At 36.6% G+C, this 20,183-nt stretch carries 20 protein-coding genes and 1 riboswitch; of the genes, 15 read left to right on the top strand and 5 right to left on the bottom strand.

What is annotated here, in order from left to right; all coding sequences use genetic code 11:
• Window positions 1-5: 5 nt before the first annotated feature.
• From liaF to ACM26V_RS10535, 3 genes are read left to right on the top strand one after another with little or no spacing between them, the layout of a single operon-like run.
• Window positions 6-734, top strand: coding sequence for a cell wall-active antibiotics response protein LiaF (liaF, locus tag ACM26V_RS10545; RefSeq protein ID WP_416151375.1), 729 nt, complete (start codon window positions 6-8; stop codon window positions 732-734).
• Window positions 731-1,780, top strand: a complete 1,050-nt coding sequence (locus ACM26V_RS10540) for a histidine kinase (protein ID WP_416151374.1) — start codon at window positions 731-733, stop codon at window positions 1,778-1,780. The genes liaF and ACM26V_RS10540 overlap by 4 nt, the downstream gene beginning before the upstream one ends.
• A complete protein-coding gene (locus ACM26V_RS10535) occupies window positions 1,773-2,408 on the top strand; it encodes a response regulator (protein WP_416151373.1) in 636 nt (211 codons plus the stop codon). Before ACM26V_RS10540 ends, ACM26V_RS10535 begins: the two co-directional genes overlap by 8 nt.
• Window positions 2,409-2,509: 101 nt before the next feature.
• On the opposite strand, the gene ACM26V_RS10530 is transcribed toward ACM26V_RS10535, so the two are convergent.
• Window positions 2,510-3,376 carry an ATP-grasp domain-containing protein gene (locus ACM26V_RS10530; RefSeq protein WP_416151372.1) on the bottom strand — a complete coding sequence of 289 codons (867 nt, stop codon included), beginning with the start codon at window positions 3,374-3,376 and terminating at the stop codon, window positions 2,510-2,512.
• Window positions 3,373-4,296, bottom strand: a complete 924-nt coding sequence (locus ACM26V_RS10525) for an ATP-grasp domain-containing protein (RefSeq protein ID WP_416151371.1) — start codon at window positions 4,294-4,296, stop codon at window positions 3,373-3,375. The genes ACM26V_RS10530 and ACM26V_RS10525 overlap by 4 nt, the downstream gene beginning before the upstream one ends.
• A 148-nt stretch (window positions 4,297-4,444) precedes the next feature.
• Here ACM26V_RS10525 and ACM26V_RS10520 point away from each other — a divergent pair, with 148 nt between their 5' ends.
• From ACM26V_RS10520 to ACM26V_RS10505, 4 genes are all read left to right on the top strand, one after another.
• The gene (locus ACM26V_RS10520) at window positions 4,445-5,743 is read left to right on the top strand and encodes a bifunctional folylpolyglutamate synthase/dihydrofolate synthase (RefSeq protein ID WP_416151370.1); all 1,299 of its coding nucleotides are present in this window, start codon (window positions 4,445-4,447) and stop codon (window positions 5,741-5,743) included.
• 167 nt (window positions 5,744-5,910) lie between these two features.
• Window positions 5,911-7,608 (top strand): diguanylate cyclase, encoded by a 1,698-nt coding sequence (locus ACM26V_RS10515; RefSeq protein WP_416151369.1) that lies wholly within the window; start codon window positions 5,911-5,913, stop codon window positions 7,606-7,608.
• A 120-nt stretch (window positions 7,609-7,728) separates the two neighbouring features.
• Window positions 7,729-7,992 carry a hypothetical protein gene (locus ACM26V_RS10510; protein WP_416151368.1) on the top strand — a complete coding sequence of 88 codons (264 nt, stop codon included), beginning with the start codon at window positions 7,729-7,731 and terminating at the stop codon, window positions 7,990-7,992.
• A gap of 33 nt (window positions 7,993-8,025) precedes the next feature.
• Window positions 8,026-9,528: a VanW family protein gene (locus ACM26V_RS10505; protein ID WP_416151367.1), complete on the top strand. Its 1,503-nt coding sequence runs from the start codon at window positions 8,026-8,028 to the stop codon at window positions 9,526-9,528.
• Between the two features lie 54 nt (window positions 9,529-9,582).
• On the opposite strand, the gene ACM26V_RS10500 is transcribed toward ACM26V_RS10505, so the two are convergent.
• From ACM26V_RS10500 to ACM26V_RS10490, 3 genes are all read right to left on the bottom strand, one after another.
• Window positions 9,583-10,950, bottom strand: coding sequence for a hypothetical protein (locus tag ACM26V_RS10500; protein WP_416151366.1), 1,368 nt, complete (start codon window positions 10,948-10,950; stop codon window positions 9,583-9,585).
• 93 nt (window positions 10,951-11,043) lie between these two features.
• The gene (locus tag ACM26V_RS10495) at window positions 11,044-11,496 is read right to left on the bottom strand and encodes a PilW family protein (protein WP_416151365.1); all 453 of its coding nucleotides are present in this window, start codon (window positions 11,494-11,496) and stop codon (window positions 11,044-11,046) included.
• A 4-nt stretch (window positions 11,497-11,500) separates the two neighbouring features.
• Window positions 11,501-11,935, bottom strand: a complete 435-nt coding sequence (locus ACM26V_RS10490; RefSeq protein WP_416151364.1) for a prepilin-type N-terminal cleavage/methylation domain-containing protein — start codon at window positions 11,933-11,935, stop codon at window positions 11,501-11,503.
• 236 nt (window positions 11,936-12,171) lie between these two features.
• Here ACM26V_RS10490 and ACM26V_RS10485 point away from each other — a divergent pair, with 236 nt between their 5' ends.
• The 8 genes from ACM26V_RS10485 (at window position 12,172) to ACM26V_RS10450 (ending at window position 20,039) form a co-directional block, all read left to right on the top strand.
• Window positions 12,172-13,836: a GspE/PulE family protein gene (locus ACM26V_RS10485; protein ID WP_416151363.1), complete on the top strand. Its 1,665-nt coding sequence runs from the start codon at window positions 12,172-12,174 to the stop codon at window positions 13,834-13,836.
• A gap of 9 nt (window positions 13,837-13,845) precedes the next feature.
• On the top strand, window positions 13,846-14,886 hold the full coding sequence (locus ACM26V_RS10480; protein WP_416151362.1) for a type IV pilus twitching motility protein PilT: 1,041 nt from the start codon (window positions 13,846-13,848) through the stop codon (window positions 14,884-14,886).
• Window positions 14,886-16,091, top strand: coding sequence for a type II secretion system F family protein (locus tag ACM26V_RS10475; RefSeq protein ID WP_416151361.1), 1,206 nt, complete (start codon window positions 14,886-14,888; stop codon window positions 16,089-16,091). Before ACM26V_RS10480 ends, ACM26V_RS10475 begins: the two co-directional genes overlap by 1 nt.
• A 4-nt stretch (window positions 16,092-16,095) precedes the next feature.
• A riboswitch (cyclic di-GMP riboswitch) is annotated at window positions 16,096-16,177 on the top strand.
• 85 nt (window positions 16,178-16,262) lie between these two features.
• Window positions 16,263-16,697, top strand: a complete 435-nt coding sequence (locus tag ACM26V_RS10470) for a competence type IV pilus major pilin ComGC (RefSeq protein ID WP_416151360.1) — start codon at window positions 16,263-16,265, stop codon at window positions 16,695-16,697.
• Window positions 16,698-16,822: 125 nt separating this feature from the next.
• Window positions 16,823-17,605 carry a prepilin peptidase gene (locus ACM26V_RS10465; RefSeq protein WP_416151359.1) on the top strand — a complete coding sequence of 261 codons (783 nt, stop codon included), beginning with the start codon at window positions 16,823-16,825 and terminating at the stop codon, window positions 17,603-17,605.
• Complete coding sequence (gene pilM, locus ACM26V_RS10460) at window positions 17,590-18,582, top strand: type IV pilus biogenesis protein PilM (protein WP_416151358.1); 993 nt, start codon at window positions 17,590-17,592, stop codon at window positions 18,580-18,582. The genes ACM26V_RS10465 and pilM overlap by 16 nt, the downstream gene beginning before the upstream one ends.
• 3 nt (window positions 18,583-18,585) lie before the next feature.
• Window positions 18,586-19,218, top strand: a complete 633-nt coding sequence (locus tag ACM26V_RS10455) for a PilN domain-containing protein (protein WP_416151357.1) — start codon at window positions 18,586-18,588, stop codon at window positions 19,216-19,218.
• Window positions 19,215-20,039: a hypothetical protein gene (locus tag ACM26V_RS10450; RefSeq protein WP_416151356.1), complete on the top strand. Its 825-nt coding sequence runs from the start codon at window positions 19,215-19,217 to the stop codon at window positions 20,037-20,039. Before ACM26V_RS10455 ends, ACM26V_RS10450 begins: the two co-directional genes overlap by 4 nt.
• Window positions 20,040-20,183: the final 144 nt, after the last annotated feature.

The raw sequence follows: 20,183 nt of genomic DNA, 5'->3' as shown, positions 1-20,183 counted from the left end.
GCCGTATGTTTAAAAGAATTCCAACTAGAACATTTAATTCGATCCTATTGATTACGGTAGTTATTCTTTTATTTGAATTAATGTTTTTTGGTGGAGGATTTATTTTCACTGCTTTATTTCTTGGATTTTTAATGTATTTGGGTTGGAAAAACTTTGATTCATTAATAGGGAAAATATTATTTTGGGTCGGGATTGTTAGCCTTGTTTTAAATGTGTTGAATATGTTTGCCGTCAGATTTCTATTTATAGCACTTATTATCTTATTTTTTCTACAATATCGTCGCTCTAAAAATGAGCCTGAATACATTAAACCTAGGTTCATAGAAGATACCAAACAGCAAACAGAAACGTTGACGGAATTGAAACCGTTGTTCCAACATCGTTTTTTTGGAGATCAAAAAACGGATGATGTTCCATATCAATGGCGTGATGTGAATATTCATGGTGGTTTTGGTGATAGAGTGATTGACTTGAGTAACACTGTCATTCCTGAAGAGGCAGTAATTTCGATTCGGCATTTGGTTGGGAATATTATTATTTATGTGCCCTATGAAGTCGAGGTATCCGTGCATCACAGTTCCATGTTTGGGCAGTTATCGATTTTTAAAGGCCATGAAATGAAGTTATTTAATCAGTCAGTCGCATTCCAAACCGAGAATTTTCAGCAAGGAAAGCCAAGGGTGAAAGTTGTCACCTCTATTTTCTCCGGAGATATTGAGGTGAGAAGAATATGAGCTCGTTTATTAAACAAACTCTTTTGGCAATGCTAATCTTTTTTGTGTTTGCTTTCTTGCTTCTTTGGCTAACGTTTACTTCTTTTCCTCTCGAAAACTGGTCAGATTTATGGCAACGAAATATGTATGATGTGTCTTACCTCTATTTTGTGTTTGCGATGATTGGTTCGTTTGGATTGTTTTTTGGATTATTTTACAGCGGTTATTGGCGAAAAAAGTTGAAAATGATTAGTCAACACCTCGATGATTTAATGAAAGGACAAAAACGGTCAACCAATACAGAAGAATCGATGACGGAATTAGTTCACATTCAAGATCAACTGAAAGAAGTCAACGATAAAATGATCAAGCAAGCAGAACTATCGCAAAAGCTTGCAACGGAAAGGGCAACTGAAAGAGAAAAAAGTCTTCAAGAGGTCGTTGTTCAAGAGCGAAACCGCCTTGCTCGTGAATTACATGACTCTGTTAGTCAGCAATTATTTGCGGCATCGATGATGATGGCAACGATTAACGAGACGAATCCACCGAATGATCCGGTCATGAAAAAACAGTTATCTTTAGTCGAAAAAATGATTGATCAGTCACAATTAGAAATGAGGGCACTTCTTCTTCACCTTCGCCCGGTCGCATTAAAAGGAAAATCATTGGTAGAAGGAGTTACCGAATTACTTGCCGAATTAAAAGAAAAAGTTCCTTTAATGATTGTCGCTAAATTAGAGAATTTACAGCTTGATAAAGGTGTCGAAGATCATCTTTTTCGAATCTTACAAGAGTCGATTTCTAACACCTTACGACATGCGAAAGCAGATCAACTTGAAGTGATGCTTATTGAGCGAGATGATAATGTGATTATGCGCATTTGGGATGATGGGAAAGGATTTGATGTTCAAGAAGTGCAAAGTCACGGATCCTATGGAATAACTAATATGCAGGAGCGGGCCGCGGAAGTAGGGGGAACGTTAAAAGTGGTTAGTATTCAAGGTGAGGGTACGAGATTAGAAGTGAAAGTTCCAGCGATAAGGAAAGGGGAGGGAAGTCTTGATTAGTGTATTGTTTGCTGATGATCATGAAATGGTTCGGATTGGTGTCTCATCTTATTTGTCAGCACAGCCTGATATTCAAGTGATTGCAGAAGCGGATGATGGAACAGAGGCCGTTGAGTTGGCACTCAAATTGAGGCCCGATATTATCTTAATGGATTTAGTGATGAAAAAAATGGATGGGATTGAAGCAACAAAAAGGATCATTGAGAAATGGTCAGAGGCTAAGGTAATTATCGTAACAAGCTTTTTGGATGACGAAAAAGTATATCCAGCATTAGAAGCTGGAGCAACAAGTTATATGCTTAAGACATCGAAAGCGAGTGAAATTGCCAGAGCGATTCGTGCGACGCATCAAGGCCAATCGATATTAGAGCCAGAGGTAACAGGGAAAATTATGTCCAAGATGAGGGGCGGACATGCGGCAGTCTTGCATGAGCAACTAACGGAACGAGAAAAAGGCGTATTAAAACTCATGACAGAGGGGAAAAGCAATCAGGAAATTGCAAACGAATTATTCATTGCTTTGAAAACAGTGAAAGTTCACGTTAGTAATATTTTGAGTAAGCTAGATGTTCACGATCGGACACAAGCGGTTATTTATGCGTTGAATGAAAAAATATTTTCAGAGTAATTGGATAGAATCACTACTAAAGGAAGAAGCTCTCCATCATTGGATGGGGAGCCAAGAACTTTTTTTGTATAACTTAGTTAATATAAGATGGTTAGTGATCGTCATTGAGATATTTCCTGGTAAATATATTCAATGAAGATTTCTGCGATATTGATTGAACTGGTCATATATAAACTCCGGCAGCCAACAGCATCTTCCATTTCATTAAAGAGTAAACTTCCATCTTCAGCGATAAGAAAATCTAAACCAACGAAATCCATTTGCATCGCATCTGTGATTTTTTCGACGGTGGAAATCTCATGTTCGCGAAGCTGATAAAAACTAGAATTCCCTCCGATAGAAATGTTTGCTCGGAAATCTGTCGCTGATTCGCGAAGGACGGCACCGACAATCTTGTTTCCAACAATATAGATTCGTAAATCCTTGCCCTTTTTTCCCCCAACTGGTTGGTGAAGAAGGTCCTCAGGTAATGTCGTAGAAAGATTGCTAATTCCCCGTGATGGGTCGATTAATTCTACTCCGGTTCCACCTCTTCCAAGCGGATCCTTTAATATATAGGAGGAAGGAAAATGCGATTCAGTTGCCGTAAAAAAGTCGCGATGAACGGCAGTAGTATGTAACATAGGAATATCGATATTCGCTAAAACAGCATGAGCTAATCGTTTATCATTGGCTATTCTTGCTACATATGCCTGATTAAAACAACGAATGCCCTGTAACTCGACAACTTCATTTAGCCATGGCGATACCGAACGGTTGATAATGAAGTCAGGTTTATTAAGCATATTTTGATCAGTTAAAGGTAGGATAAGGTCGTGTTGTGAAACACTGAGGCTTAGCTGTTCATAAGGAATGACCTCTAATAATATTCCTCTCGATTTTGTTGCATCCTTGAGCATAGTAATGAATGCTCTGTTACGAAGAATATCCTTCTTCCGATAAATTAGCCAGCCATTGATTGTCGTCATCTCGACCTCCTGTCTGAGGTTGTCGGAACTTGTTGAATGATATGATGGATCATCGAAATAGCTACATCGATACCAGTACATTCATAAATACTGCGAATGTGTGGATTAGAGTTCACTTCACATACTAGAGGTCCGTTTTCCCCGATTAATAAATCAACTCCAGTAAAATCAGCTCCAACAGCTTTGGTCGCAGCTAATGCTAGCTCTATTTCTTGTTTTGAAGGTTGGTAAGATTTCGTTGTACCTCCAGCCGTAACGTTTGCCCGAAAATCATCCCATGACGTTCTCTTCATTGCAGCGACTACTTGATCTCCTACGACATTTAATCTAATATCAACTCCAATACTTGTAAATACCGGTTGTTGATAAAGGTGAGGAATACCAGCTAATTCTTTAGCCTTCTCAGCCAATTTTGATGTTGAATCAATCCAATAAACTTGCTGCCCAAAGGAGCCGTATGCTTCTTTCATGATAAGTGGAAGACCAATTTCACTCTCAATAGCGTCAAGATAGTGTAGATTAGTTAATTTGATCCCAGGATAAATCATAGGAGCAATAATTGTTTTTGGAGTTTGGATATGATGCTGCATAAGGTGCTCGTGCATTAGCGATTTATTATCGCATATGGCAATTGATTCAGCAGAATTAAATAATGGAACGCCAAGTCTATCGAGCTGACGAGCTAGATGGAGATCTTTATCGGCAAAATGAACGAAATCTGGAAGGGTAACATGTCTATTATCCTCAACATCAAATATGGGAGCTGAAGGGTCTGTTGAAACTAGTAGTTGATCATTCGATTTGATAAACATTTCAATATGAAATTGTTCAGCTGTTTTTTTAAACCACTGCACGTAGTCGATAAATTTTGTCGTCTTGAGATGGCCATTATAAATAATCCATCCGGTCCGTTTATTCAAGGTTGAATTCTTCCTTTCATTATAAAAATAGTTTATAGTGAAATCTCATTATCAAGCAGAGGTTGAAATGGTCTTTGATAGGATTCTTACTGAATCATGTCACGTTTCTTAGTCTAAATCAATATAAATTGTTAAAAGGAGACTCGTTATGATCACTAATATGAATCAAGCTCGTGAATTTATTCAGTCGAAGCGAGGGGCGGGGATAGTTTATACGCTGGATCGTATGAACGCTTTGATGATAGCACTTGATCACCCAGAGAAAAAAATTAGTGCTATCCACATAGCTGGTACAAATGGAAAAGGGTCGACTTGTGCGTTTGTTTCTTCGATTCTTCAAGAAGCTAATTTTGATGTTGGTGCATTTAACACACCTGTTTTTGGAGAAGACAAAGATCAGATTACAGTTAATCAAACGCCGATGTCGGAAGCGGATTTTGTGAACGTTTGTCAAAAAATAGCTCAAGTTGTATCCATTGTTGAAAGTCAAAGAAATGAAGAAGTGAGTGAATTCGAATGCATGGTTGCTATCACTTATTATTATTTTGCGTTTGTTCATCCAGTCGATGTCGTTTTGGTTGAAGCGGGAATGGGTGGGAGGTTGGATGCCACCAACATTCTTACTTCGCCACTTGCGACGGTGATTACAAATGTGGGAAAAGACCATCAACGTTTTCTTGGAAAACAGATCAAAGACATTGCCCAAGAAAAAGCAGGGATTATTAAACGAGGTGTACCGCACTTTACGGCTTCAGATTCAAGAGAAGCGCTTGAACAAATGGAGCAAATGGCAGTGGAAAATGCAACAGATGTTATGTCATTGAATGATCTTGTAACGTATAGAACAGATAAGATAAATGGTGAGCAACGTTTTACATATATCAAAGATGGTGAGATGCCGAAACAATATACAACCTTGCTAGTAGGAGAACATCAAACTACTAATGCAAGTCTCGCTTTATTCGTTCTGAATGGTTTAGCCGACCGTTTTCAGGTAAGTGAGAAACAGAAAGTAGATGGGTTAAAAAATGCGTTTGTTCCAGGAAGATGGGAATGTATAGAAAAGTATCCAGAGATCATTTTAGATTGTGCTCACAATGAAGAAGCAATTGATACCGTTTGTGCACTTATTGATAGAAATTATCGTGAGAGGGATCTAACTATATTATTTGCAGCGATGAAAGACAAACCAGTTAAAGCAATGTTCAAAAAGCTTGACTCACTAAACCGACCTATGGTTTTAACCAGTTTTTCTTCGAATCGAAGTATGACTTTCAAAGAATATCAACAACAATTACAGCTAAATAAACTGAAAAATTTGTGGGTTGAAGATTGTAACACTTGGATTAAACAGTGGCGTAAAAAAGCGAAAGCTGATGATGTGTTAATAATTACGGGGTCACATTCTTTTATTGGCGAGTGTCGTCGAGTATTTAGAACTAAATAAGAAATTTAAATCTAAAATTTTTGACATTAATATAGGAAAAAAGTTAAGTGATATGGGTAATTCGACTAAACAAAAGTGACAAACTATGGTAAAATGTTATGATAGATTTAAATATTTTGAGAATTGAAATAACAGTAAAGAGAATAATTTATAAGGGTGTGGCGCAGATGTCTCGAAGGCAACAACAATTTTTTTGGTTACTTTGGTTACTGACATTTCCGCCAGTTGTTTATTTTATTATCGATAATACATATGAAATTTGGCAAAATTCATGGCTGCCGATTATTTTCTTTTTGATTTTGATGATTAGTACCTCGCTTTTTCCAATTAAAATCAGACATGCTTCAATTATTCCATTACACGGGATATCTTTAGCTGTTTTTTTACAGTATGGCTTACTTATAGAAATTGTCCTTACACAGGTGGCTATTGTATCTACTTTAATAAGGTTAAAGGTTACTAGAAAAGAATTATATCGTTTTCCAATGAATTCTATCATTTTTTTATTAACATCTGTAATATCTGGCGGAATGTTCTTTGCCTTCGGAGGACAAGTAGGTGGTGTGAATCTCGGGAACTTAACGAGTTTACTAATTCCGGTCGTCATCTACTATATGACTTGTGTAATAGTGAATAATGGGTTGGTTCATCTTCTTAGGGTTATTATATTAAAGATGAAAGATATTAAGTTTTTTGATGAAGCACTATTATGGCAAATCCTTACAAGAATCGTGATTTTGCCATTAGGTTTAACACTAGCCATCTTATTTGAAGATATTGGCTCTATTGCTTTATTGCTGATTGGGGTTCCAATTGTATCTGTTTCTCTTATATTAAAGATCTATAATGATAATAAAAAAACGATAGGGCTATTAAAAAAAGCAAGTCGATTTGGGTATGAAGTGAATGACCGTTTAACAGTAAATGAAATTCTCCAGTTATTTATAAAAACGTGTTCAATGGTTTTCCCAGCTCATGGTATTTATTTGTATGAATGTTCAGCATTAAATGGGATTCGACCTATGTATATATCGGATTCCTCAGGAAGATCTGATTTGAAAGTATTTCAAGGAGATAAAATTAGTAAATCAGTTTGTAAAAGAAGGGAACCTGTTCTTTACTATTCTAAGAAACAATGGAAGCACTTTGGTCATACCCAATTAAAATCAAATGTTCAATCAATTTTGTCGGTTCCATCTATCCGGAACAATGAAGTCATCGGTGTTGTTACTCTGACGTCAGATAAAAAGAACGCATTTGATAGAAGTTCACCTGTGTTTTTGGAGATTATTGTAAACTATTTCACTGTGGCGCTGCAAAACGCAAGACATTTAGAGAAAACGAAAAATGAAAGTGAACGCTGTGCATTAACAAACCTATATAATTTTAAGTACTTTGAACGTTTATTAATGAAAAAATATGATGGTTCAACAGAGGATGACCAATATTCAATTGTTTTGCTAGATTTAGACCACTTTAAAATAGTAAATGATACATATGGCCATCAAAGTGGTAATGAAGTACTCATCCAAGTTTCTGACGTCTTAATTAATACAGTGGGAACGAAAGGTGTCGTTGCCCGTTATGGTGGCGAAGAATTTGTCGTTTTGTTAGAAAAAACGTCTCTGATAAAAGCTTATGAAATAGCTGAGAAATTGAGAGAAGTGATCGAGAGCTATCATTTTGCCGTAACAGAAGATCTAGGCGGTGGAGAAAGAAAAACAGTTTCTATCACGGCGAGTTTTGGTGTTGCTGTAAAAGAAGATGAAGAAGAGTCACCAATTTCTGTTTTAAGAAACGCCGATCGTGCGATGTACACAGGAGCAAAACAAAAAGGCAGAAATAAAGTTGCACAGTATTCGTAAGGAAGGAAGAGATCTGTGAAATAAATAGATTGATTCTCGGTTTGATTATTGCTTACTTGTTCTTTCAATGGTTTAATGAAAGTATAAGATCATTTATAGTTATGGAAAGGATGCGATTGAATGATACAATTAATCATTGCATTTATTGGAATTTTGATTTTAATTCCTATTCTACTAATATTGCCTTCTGTATTCACTAGACTTGCAACGCTTTTACATATAATCATTTCATCTCTTTACTTTTTACTTGGAATATTATTGATTGAGCATTTGCATTGGAGTATTGTAGGCGGAATGGTTGTCTTAATGCTTATATTAACTGCGTTCCTATTCGCTCAACGATTAGACTCACTCAAATTGAAAAAGAATGAATTGGAATATTGATTGAGATGTCTCTCTAATGAAAGAGGTAATTCTATGAATAAATGGAAATGGTTTATGTCTTCCTTGATTATTATGGTAGGAAGTGTTATTTTTTTATCAATATTTACATACTCAGGAAGTCTTGTCTATTCAATTTTGCTTGAAGAAGAGCGATTTGAATCGGAAACAAAGATTGCAAATATGGATATAAGTAATTTAAATCAAGAAGAGGCTACGTTAGAATTACAAAATGAAGTCGAAAATTGGAAAGAGAGCCATAAGGTAGAATTGCGATGGTTCGATAAAACACTAACGTACCCAATGGAGGGGTTAACTTTTTTAGTTGATGAATCGATAGAGGATTTGATGATCTCAGACGAGAGGAATGATATTTTTCTTGTCCAATCGTCGCAGCAACAACTAGTAGATATGTTGCAAGTGTTTGAGTTTTATTCGGATGTATCAAATGTAGTTTTCCTCGAGGGGATTTTAGATGATATAGAATCAGAAGTATCGACGCTTCCAAATAACGATGTCATGATTAATGTTCATGAATATTACTTTGAGGATCAATTAAATGAAGATACTCTCTCTTCAACAACTCGTTCATTTGAATCGACGCTTCTAGAAGCGTGGATTGATGATCTATCTTTGATAACGATTGCTGCTGACAGTCGCTTTTCGATGAGGGAATCTTTGGATGAGGCGCAGATTCATTCTTTGACTGAAAAGCCCCTCTCTATTTTGACTTCTGCTATTTATGAGACGTTACTTCATAGTAATTTTAGTTTGATAGAGAGAGTTCAAAATGATTTGATAAGTGATGATATACCTATTGGATTCGATGTGAAAATGTCTCCTGAGCATGGTGATTTAGTGTTTAAGAACCCTAACCCTATTGAATACCAACTTCAACTTGAGTATTCAAACAATGAGTTATCTGTTCAACTTGTTGGGGACCCGTTTCCTTACTTAATCAGCGTCGATGTTAAAAAAGAAGATAGTATTAATCCTAAAACGATTGTTCAGTATTCTGACGAACTTTTAAAAGGGGCGACAGAGGTTGTTGAGTATGGAGAAGAAGGATTAAACTACGAGTTGGTTCGTTCGATGACCAGTCCAGTATCTGATGAAACTGAGACTGAACTAATAGCGGAGGACTACTATACGCCGGTTCATCGTGTTGAAATCCATAGTCGGGATAATTTAGTTGAGAAATCAGATAATATCATGGATTCTGAAAACGATGAATTCATAAGTGGACCAGCCAAGGGAAATGATGAGGACCAAACGCCAACGGACGGTTCAGACCAGTCTTCGAATAGTTCTAGTGACCAAATTTTATCTGACTCAGAAGGTAATTTCTTGAATGATGAGATGAATCAAAATACAGCCACTAACGATGATTATAATGAAGCTGAAACTTCAGGTACACAAGGTGAAAATGGTGGTGACGATGGCGAACAGGAGTCGATTGATGGATCGATGAATAACGATCAAGCTCCACCAGTTTTTCCAAAATACGATGAAGACGGTCACCCGATTAAAGGATATTAAAAAGAAGGCATCCCTTATGGGGTGCCTTCTTTTGGAATCTATTTTTCAATCATACTATTTTTCGCGAATAGGATTTTTTGTAATGATAGTATCAGGACTAACAATCGTGTCTTCTTCATCATCTTCTAAATCAGGGAAAAAGGGGAGTGGCAATTCTAACTCTCCGTAAGTAACAGAAGTTCCTCCGTCAGCTTTGAACGTATCAGAAATAACAGCACCGGAAATTTCTCCGCCTCCTTCTAAAGAGAACTCTGCATTAGGTGCGAAAAACAAACTATTATTATATGACCCACCGGAAATAGTAACTGAACTTCCGCCAGTAAAAACATGCCCTTGAAAACCACCGCTAGCTGTCAAAGTGATATTTGTATCTTCACCATAGAAGGAACCAAATATTTTTTGATTTCCAGCGAGTATCAGGGTTTTAGGAATGCTGTCACTTCTCTTTAAATAGATATTTAAATCATTAATATTCCCATTATTATTTATTGTACTTCCACTGCCCATGGATATATTACCAGTGACATAAAAGGTTAGGGATCCATTTCCACGTAACTCAATGTGGCCATTTTGTACATTTAGATGATCTACTAAAATAACCCGGTCCTCGTTACCTGTATCAATAATTAGATTTCGATTTGAATTTATAATTATTTCAGGCATATAATAGCTATCTGTCATTTCGAATATATAGTTATGAGCTAAATAATGGTTGATTCGAAGATTCCCGTCTTGAAATACTTCGTGTATATTGTGTCCACCAGAATCGCTAATTTGTTTGTTAGGGTGTGGGGATAAATTGATTGGAAAAGTCGGAAAAGATGGTAATTTATAGGTTTTATCTAGATTTGCTTTTGTATTTCCATTAATGTTTGCACCACCACTAATTGAAATACTACTTAGAGGAGCATTTGTCCCTACATCTCCATTTATTGTTGCACCTCCACTAAGCTCAATTAATCCATTTGCAAAAATTGCAGAATCATAACTTATTGACTCACCACCGCTGTTTTTTTCGATCCATTGAACGTTAAATGAAGACTCGACGGTTCGTTTTCGATCTCCAATCACACCTACCGATTCAATAGGGTAGCTATGAACACCTTCAATATTATTCGTTTTATTTTCAACTTTGACATTGATAGTAGATTTAGGAGTATGCCCAAAGGATTCCTGAAATGTGTCATCATAAGTACGTGGAGTGTTTTGCTCTTGTTGAAAGAAGTTTTCAACTTTCGATAAAAACTCGCCTTCATTTGCACTATCTAAGTACAAATTAACTATTTGAGGCTCTATTTCGTTTAAAAATATTGTTATTCCCGAGTCTGCGATATAATAAGAAGATTGATAATCTCTTTCACCTGCATTGAGTTTTAAATTAGTTGCAGTTAGTGCAAATAGGCTTACAGCAGTGATAGACATAACAGTCAACAATATCAATACAACTATTAAGGATATTCCATTTTGATTTGTGAGTGAGCGTATTATTATATTATCTTTTGACAAAAGTATCACCTACTTTCTAGTATAGATCTCGGTGCTAAACTGAGTCTTTTTCCCATTCGTTAATTGTGTACTTTCAACGAAGATTTCTAACTTTCCATCATTGTGTTCTTTAACCCAAAAGTTCCCAATATCCTCAACGAAGTTTATCTCATTTTTTTTTATCGTGTTTGTTGATTCATAAAACTCGTATGAGACTTCGTTCATTTCAATTTTATGGAATTTATCATCATTTCCTTCTTCTAATAGTACAATTTCTTGGGCTTTCCTAATTTCTTTTGTAACTGTGTTCAATACTAAACGAACATTAGATTGATGTTCTATGTGTGTTGTTTGATGATTAGATTGGTTTATAGAAAAAAGATGGATAGAAGTTATTATGAATAAAACCATAGAGAGCAGTGTTATTGATACAAGTAATTCAATTAGTGTTAATCCGTTAGATGTTTTCAATAAATTTCTCATAATGTTAACTCTCCCATGTAACATAATTCTCCATTTTTGCTTCTAGTTTATTTTTACTATTATCTTCATAAATAGATATCACGATTTGGGTTAAATTAGAATCATTTACCTTTTGTATTTCAATTTCTCCGAAATATTTGTCAGTTTCAATTAAAATGTTATAACTTGTTTCGTTATTACTAATCAGAGAGTATTTCGAATCAGTATTTAAAAATGATATGGCTTCATCAAATGTATAAGTTTCACTTATATTATGAATGTCTTCCATATGAGTCTGAGCAAAATAGGTTGCATCAAGAATTGTATCTGAATGATTGATAGATTTAGTAGTTTGAATAAAAACAGACAAAAATGGAATGACAACAATCGAAATAATAACTATAGAAACTAGAATTTCTATTAATGTTCTACCTTCTTCGTTAGTATATAAATGATCCATTATTATTCTAATTTTAAACCACCACCTAATTTTTTATATCAAATAAATAAAATGGATAATAAATCTCTGTTTTTATTTGTTAAATTGCTTTATTTTATCCTATTATACATTATAATAGGTATATATAGTGGATTTTAAAAGAATCACTTGTGAATATTGACCTAATTAAATTCAAAATAGAGAACTATTATAATATATTTAGTAGGAAGAAATAAAAAACTAAAGGTGGTGGGCATGTGAAAAAATCACGAAAACGCTTAGGAGACCTCCTCGTGGATACTGGTTTAATCACTGCAGACCAACTTTCACAGGCACTTAAGCATAAAACAAACAAACAAAAATTAGGGGATTCTTTACTTCAACAAGGTTTTATTACGGAACAGCAGTTAATCGAAGTATTGGAATTTCAACTTGGTATTCCCCATGTGAGTTTGTATCGTTATCCGATCGATCCGAAAGTGACGAGTATGATCGCGAAAGAAGTAGCAATAAGAAATTTCATTATGCCCCTAAAACGTGAAGGGGACAAGCTCTTTATAGCAATGGCTGATCCAATGGATTACTTTACTATCGATGATATTCGATTATCGTCGGGGTTTCAAGTTGAAGTAGCGATTGCAACGAAAGATGACATTGTTCGTACAATTCATAAATACTATGATTTAGATGAGTCTCTCGAAGATATGATAGATGAAGATGATATGCAAGCAAAGTCTAATGAAATTAACGAATCTAGTGATGCAGATTCACCGATGGTTAAGTTAGTAAATCAATTGCTTTTAAGAGCAGTGCAAGAGAGAGCTAGTGACATACATGTTGACCCACAAGAAAGTAAAGTGATGATAAGGTATCGAATTGACGGTGTTTTAAGGTCAGAACGGACAATACCAAAACATATGCAAAATATGTTAACTGCTAGAGTGAAGATTATGGCGAACTTGGATATTACTGAAGCACGTGTGCCTCAGGATGGACGGATCAAAGTTAATATTGACTTTCATCCAGTAGATTTACGAATATCCACGTTACCAACAGTTTATGGTGAAAAAGTTGTCATGCGTATCCTTGATTTAAGCAACTCTTTAAATGACATGGAAAAGTTAGGTTTTAGTGAAACGAATTTAAATCATTTTAAAGGCCTTCTTGAAAATCCAAATGGAATAATTTTAATTACTGGGCCTACAGGTTCAGGTAAGTCCTCGACGTTATATGCGGGGCTTAATCGGCTAAATACGGAAGAAGTCAACATCATCACTGTAGAAGATCCGGTCGAATATCAACTTGAAGGTATTAATCAAATTCAAGTTAATACGAAAGTAGGCATGACATTTGCTAACGGTTTACGTGCTATTTTACGGCAAGATCCTGATGTGGTAATGGTTGGTGAAATTCGAGACTCAGAAACTGCCGAAATTGCTGTTCGGGCATCGTTAACTGGACATCTTGTTCTTAGCACGATTCACACGAATGATGCAATTAGTACGATTAATCGGCTCATAGATATGAAGATTGAACCATTTCTATTGGGGTCTTCTATCTCAGGCATTTTATCACAGCGTTTGGTTCGTCGGATTTGCCGAGATTGTAAGACATCTCGAGAAGTCACGGTCCGAGAACAAGATATTTTTTCACGTCGTAACTTTGATGCGACTCATGTTCACTATGGAGAAGGGTGCCCGACGTGCAACATGACAGGCTACCGTGGAAGGTTAGCTATTCATGAATTACTAGTCATTGATGATGAGATCAAATACATGATTATGAATGAAAAATCGAGTCAAGAGATTCGCGACTATGCTTTAGAAAAAGGGATGGCTTTTCTTGTAGACGATGGGTTACAAAAAGTAATTCATGGACTTACGACGACGGAAGAAGTACTTAGAGTAGTGACAGAAAAGTAGGTGACAGTCATGGAAGAAAAAATTAATCACTTATTAAAAAAAGCCGTTTCGATTCAAGCATCTGACCTTCACTTAACTATCGGAATGCCACCTGTGTTTCGCATCAATGGTGATTTAGTAAGGATGGATAGCGAAGTGATTTTGCCGGATATGATGAAAGGGATGACCGAAGCATTATTGCCAGCGGATTATAATGAGACACTAAAAGAAAAAGGCGAAGTAGACTTTTCTTACGGTATTCCAAAAGTGTCGCGTTTTCGTATTAATGCCTATCGCCAGCGGTCACATATTAGTTTGGCGATTAGAGTGATTTCAACTAGTATTCCGAATTTAGAAGATTTGCAAATGCCGCAAATTTTAACTAAAATAGCTGAGAAAAAACAGGGATTAGTGTTAGTAACAGGACCTACTGGAAGCGGGAAGTCTACAACGTTAGCAGCAATGTTAAAACATATAAATGAAACGCAAAAGAAGCACATTATTACGTTAGAAGATCCAATTGAATATTTGCACAAGCACGGAAATAGTATCATTGATCAACGGGAAGTAGGCAGTGACACCATGTCGTTTGCGAATGGTCTTAGAGCTTCGCTTCGACAGGATCCAGATGTAATCTTGGTCGGTGAGATGAGAGATTTAGAAACGATTGCTACAGCGATTACGGCTGCAGAGACCGGTCATTTAGTGTTTGCTACGCTGCATACGTCTAGTGCGCCTGCGACAATTGATCGAATCATTGATGTATTTCCACCAGGCCAACAAGCGCAAATACGAATTCAACTTGCTAGTGTTTTAACAGCAATTATCTCACAGCGCTTGTTTCCAACTGCAAATCGCCAAGGAAGAAGAGCAGCTACAGAAATCTTAATTAATAATCCGGCAATTTCAAACATGATTCGAAGTGAGAAGATTCACCAAATCCAGAATGTCATGCAGACGAGCCGAAAAGAAGGTATGAATACGTTGGAAATGTCGATTCAAGAATTGCTTAATCGAAAAGAAGTCAGTCATGAAGAAGTTTATCCGTACTTGCAGGAGAGGAATGGCTAATGCCTCAATTTAAATACAAAGGAAAACTAAAGAATGGCTTGAAAAAAGAAGGAACGATTTCAGGACAAACGAAAAAGCAGGTGATTGAAAAATTAAGGACGCAAGGATTGGCTTTAGCTTCGATTGAACAAATGGAATCGACGTTTTTAAATAAAGACATTTCAATAGGGAATCCAGTGAAATTAGAAGACTTCGTGATGTTTCTGCGACAATTTTCTACTCTATTAAACTCTGGTGTGTCATTAAGAGATGCAACAGCAATTCTCGCAAAACAAACCTCTAGTAAAGCACTAGGGAGAGCACTTGATCAAATTGAAGACGAACTAGTCACTGGCCGCGCTTTCTCAGATGCAGCGGCAGAGCACAAAAAAGTGTTTCCTGTGATCTTTATTCATATGGTGCGAGCGGGTGAAGCGAGTGGGGCCTTAGATGAGACATTAGATCAATTGGCGCTTCAATTCGAAAAGCAGCATGAAACAAGGCAAAAAGTCAAGGCGGCTTTGGCCTACCCTGCGATTGTAGGCGTTGTTGCGATAGCTGTTATCATTTTCTTGTTATCATCGGTGGTGCCAACATTTGCTTCGATGCTCAGTGATGTAGGAGGTGAGCTTCCTGGTATCACACTGTTTGTCCTAGGAGCAAGTGACGTAGTTGCACAATTATGGTGGTTAATTATTCTCTTGTTTGTTTTAGTAGGAATATCACTTTGGGCAGTGGTGCAAAAGCCAGAGACGAAATATTATGTCGATTATGCATTACTGAAACTCCCGGTATTTGGTCCGTTGTTGCAAAAAGCAGCACTTGCTCGAATGACGAGAACGCTGAGTTCATTATTTTCTAGCTCAGTACCAATTTTACAGTCTCTGCAAATGGTCGAGCGTGTCGTTGGAAATGAAGTAATATCGCGCTCGTTAAAACAGTCACGTGATGCTCTTGAAAGTGGACAACGATTAACAGAACCAATGAGGAAGCACTGGGTTTATCCACCGCTCGTTGTGCAGATGATCTCGATCGGTGAAGAAACCGGATCACTCGATCAAATGTTGACAAAAGTTGCGCAGTTTTATGAAAAAGAAGTGGAATATGCTACTGATAAGCTAAAGGCATTGATTGAACCAGTTATGATTGTCTTCCTTGCAGTAATTGTCGGAACGATTGTGATTTCCATTATCGTCCCAATGTTTCAAATTTACTCAGAAGTTTAATGAGATAACAATGGAGCAATGAATTTTGACCATTATTTGGGCACTTAGGTCAATTGGAGCGAGTAGTGCAACCGGCCAAAAAATATAGGCGTTGCAAATAATCTTGATGTTGACAGACATTGGAATTGTGTAAAGCCAAAAAATAAAACAGAAAAAAGGAGAGAAACAAACATGTTTAAAAGAATGTTGAAGAATCAGAAGGGTTTAACACTCATCGAGTTACTAGTTGTCGTCGTCATACTAGGAATCATCGCAGCAATTGCGATACCTAGTGTAGGAGGGTTGATTGATAATTCAAGGCAAGATGCTCATATTGCCAATGCACAACAGATGATTAGTTCAGCTAGACTTTATGATGCAAGTAATCCAGGTGAGGATAGTGTAAGTTTAGATGATTTGGTGGATGGAGGTTACCTTGAAGAAATAGAAGATCCATGGGGGGGAGGATCTTACAATGATGGTACGGTCTACATGGGAGATGATAGCAATGAGAATAGAGTTTATAGAGTTTATCTTGCAGATATAGAAGGGGATTATGTTATTGGAGAAAACAATTTTGGAGGAGCAATACTCGCGTCCAATTTAGACAGAAGTTTATTTGACTGATTGGATAATTAAATCTTAACAGGTTCAACAAATCCCTCCTACTGGGAGGGATTTACATATAAGAATTTGAAAAGTATTATTAATTACTACTACATTTTTCTTTTCTCAAGAAAGGACGTCTACTCATGGAATTATTTCTTCATTTCTATTTATTTCTTGTTGGACTCGTTTTAGGCTCTTTTTATAATGTTGTCGGTCTTCGCGTGGCGAAAGGGACTTCGATTGTCAAACCACGTTCCCATTGTCCAAACTGCGAAAAGACATTGACATGGATAGAGCTTATTCCCGTCGTTTCCTTTCTTTTTCAAAAAGGACGCTGTCGTAACTGCCAGTCGTCTGTTTCAGTTAAATACCCATTTTTCGAACTGACAACGGCATGTCTTTTCACGATTTCACCACTCATGGTGGGATGGTCAAAAGAATTGCTGGTAGTTTTAGTATTCATATCATTATTAGCAATCATTTCGATTTCAGATCTGGAAATGATGCTCATTCCCGATAAAATCCTCTTATTTTTTCTTGTTTTATTAGTGATTCTACGATTGATTGAACCACTTTCCCCTTGGTGGGATAGTTTAGCTGGTGCTGGATTTGGTTTTACTCTTTTTCTGCTTCTTGCTATTGTCTCAAAAGGCGGTATGGGTGGCGGAGATATTAAACTTATGGCAGTGATCGGTGTCGTCTTAGGTTTTCAAGGCGTTTTACTGACAGTTTTTCTTTCATCTCTGATCGGTGCGGTTTTTGGGATTGCAGCCGTTATAATGAAAAAAGCGCAGCGGAAAAGTTCTATTCCATTCGGGCCGTTTATAGCAATCGGTGCAATGGTCAGTTATTTTTATCATGAGGCTATTTTTCATTGGTACATCAATGTATTCATGTATGGAGGTTTTGTATGGGGGCTATCATAACAGTTGGAAAAAAGGAGCAAGTGAGTTTTCAAATAAAAGATCATGTCTTGCGCTGTGTCGTGACGAAACAGCCGGCGGTAGATACGGTCGTTAATTATTTTGAGAGAGTTATCCCTGAAGGTGTTTTAGAAAAAGGTAAAATTATAGATGAAGATAGTTTTGAGATGATACTATCTGAGTGTGTGACAGAGTGGAAGCTTAAACGTAAAGATATTAAGTTTTTAGTTCCAGACTCGTCTATTTTCTTTCGCCAAATAGACGTCCCTAAAGATCTATCAAAAGAAGAAATTCGAGGATACATAAACTTTGAGATTGGTTCAACGATTCATTTACCATTTGATGAAGCGTACTTTGATTTTTTCTTGTTGAATGATGAAGCGGAAAGAGAAATAAAACAAATTCTTTTGTTTGCTGTTCCGGAACAGTTAACCAACAAATATGTCTCTCATTTTGAAGAGTTGAAAATGAATCCTATCGTTGCTGATGTGGCACCATTGTCAATGTATCGATTGTATATGCAAGATCATAAGGATGAGATCGATGAGCAAGTGATGCAACTTGAATGGGACCTTAGTTCAATCAACATTAGTATATTTGATGAACATAAGCCTGTGTTCATGCGGAATATCACGCAAAGTTTTAGCAGAGAAGACTGGGAAGTGAGCCAAGAGAAAAATCTCATTGAGTGGGTTTGTAAAGAAGATGAAAAAGTGCAAGGAGAACTGCAAGATTCTTTCACTGAAGTGGAAAGAGTTATCGATTTCTATAAGTATACGGTGAACAAGGGTGAAAAAGAAGTGACGAAAATCTTCTTAACAGGTGATCATCCTAAAATATTACTTATTCAAAAACTGTTAGAAGATTCGATTGGAATTAATGTAGAGACGGAAAAATCTTTAGATATTTTGTCAAAGGTGAACATATATGTTCCATATCGTTTTATGCTTCCTCTCAGCCTTTGTCTAAAAGAGGTGTAAATAATGAATGTAGAAATAAATTTACTACCTAAAAAACCAGTAAGAAAACGTATTTTTATTTATCTGTTTTCAAGTTTACTAATAATATTTATCATTGTATTTATTTTTGCTTTTTTATACCAGCAAAATTTAGAACGGGAACAAGAGCACTTAGAGCAAGAAATTCACACAGTTCGTCTGCTACAAGAAGCAACGAGGAACCAAGAACAAGATTCTAGTTCAGAAGAAAAGCGATTAGATACAATTGTAGAACTGTTAGAATCTCAGCGGAAACCAACAACGCGTTTAGTGAGCACCTTAGCGGAGCAACTTCCAGAGCGAGGCTTCTTCACAAATTTCCATTACCAGCAGCCATCAACTGTTAATGTAGATGTGCAGTTTGAATCACAAAGAGAAGCTGCAAGTTATTTGCATGCACTTAATGCGCATTTTCTTTTTGAGGAAGTAATGATTAATGACGTAACTACCGAAGATCTGTTCGTTCCTGAAGACGAAGACAGTGCTGATGAATCAGTGATGCCGAGATACAATGCTTCATACACGATCACTATAAATATGTCTGTGTTTTCTAACGTGGACTTGTGGGATGAGCTAGTTGAGGAGCGAGAAAATGAGCAAGGGGAGGTACAACAATGAATGTAGATTTCCAAAAAGTTCAAACGACATTAATTGTTGTATTAGTTCTTTTATCGATTGGGCTACTCGCTTATTTCTTTTTCGTAATACAACCGTTGAAACAAGATGTATCAGAAAAAGAGCTCGAACTTTCTTCGGAAGAACAAGTGTTGACATCTATTCAAAACTCACAGGAAACGGTTGAGACATACGAGGAGCATGAAGTTCATACGTTACTCCGTACTTTACCTGTTCACCCATGGCTTGATCATTGGATGTTGGATTTGGAAAAAGCGGAGCTCATATCTGATACAGAAGTCCACAGCTATATGTTTTCCAGAGGGGTTCTGCAAGATGGCTATTTCAGTGAGCTAGAAGAAGCCGAGCCAGAAACAGAAGGAAATGATGAAAGCCTAGAAGATACGAATGAAGATGAGAATGTTAGTCCAGATTTAGAGGATAATTTGGATTTGACGTCAGGGGACGTCGCTGAGATGGAAGAAACTTCTGTTGTCGTAGTAGGTGAAGATGAAGAGGTTAACCAAGTGATGGCAACATTGTCTATTGATGCAGACTCTTATGACCAGTTGTTTCAATTTCTTTATGAAATTGAGCAATTAGATCGTTTTACAGAAATTGATGCCTTATCATTTGCATCGCCGTCAGAAGAAGCATTCTTAATGAATCAAACAGAAGAAACTAATTCGGAAATATTATCGTTTGACGTACATGTAAGTACCTATTACTTAGATGACCTAGTAGAAGCGTTTGGTGAGTATGAACCTGGAAGACCGTTCGTTGATCCTGCAATGAAAGATACACCTATTTATCGAAATCCATAAGCGATTATAGTATTAATCTACTTAATCTATCTTTCTCAAGTGCGTCTATTCTATGTCTAAATTCACAATATATTTTAACTTGAATTACCTTCTACTTTTCTTATATGAATCGGTTCTATCATTTTTGATTCGTTAATAGACTTA

Source organism: Salipaludibacillus sp. HK11 (assembly GCF_047795645.1).
Lineage (GTDB): Bacteria > Bacillota > Bacilli > Bacillales > Salisediminibacteriaceae > Salipaludibacillus.
The sequence above is the reverse complement of the archived record's forward strand: the minus strand, read 5'-3'. Positions and strand labels throughout refer to the sequence as shown.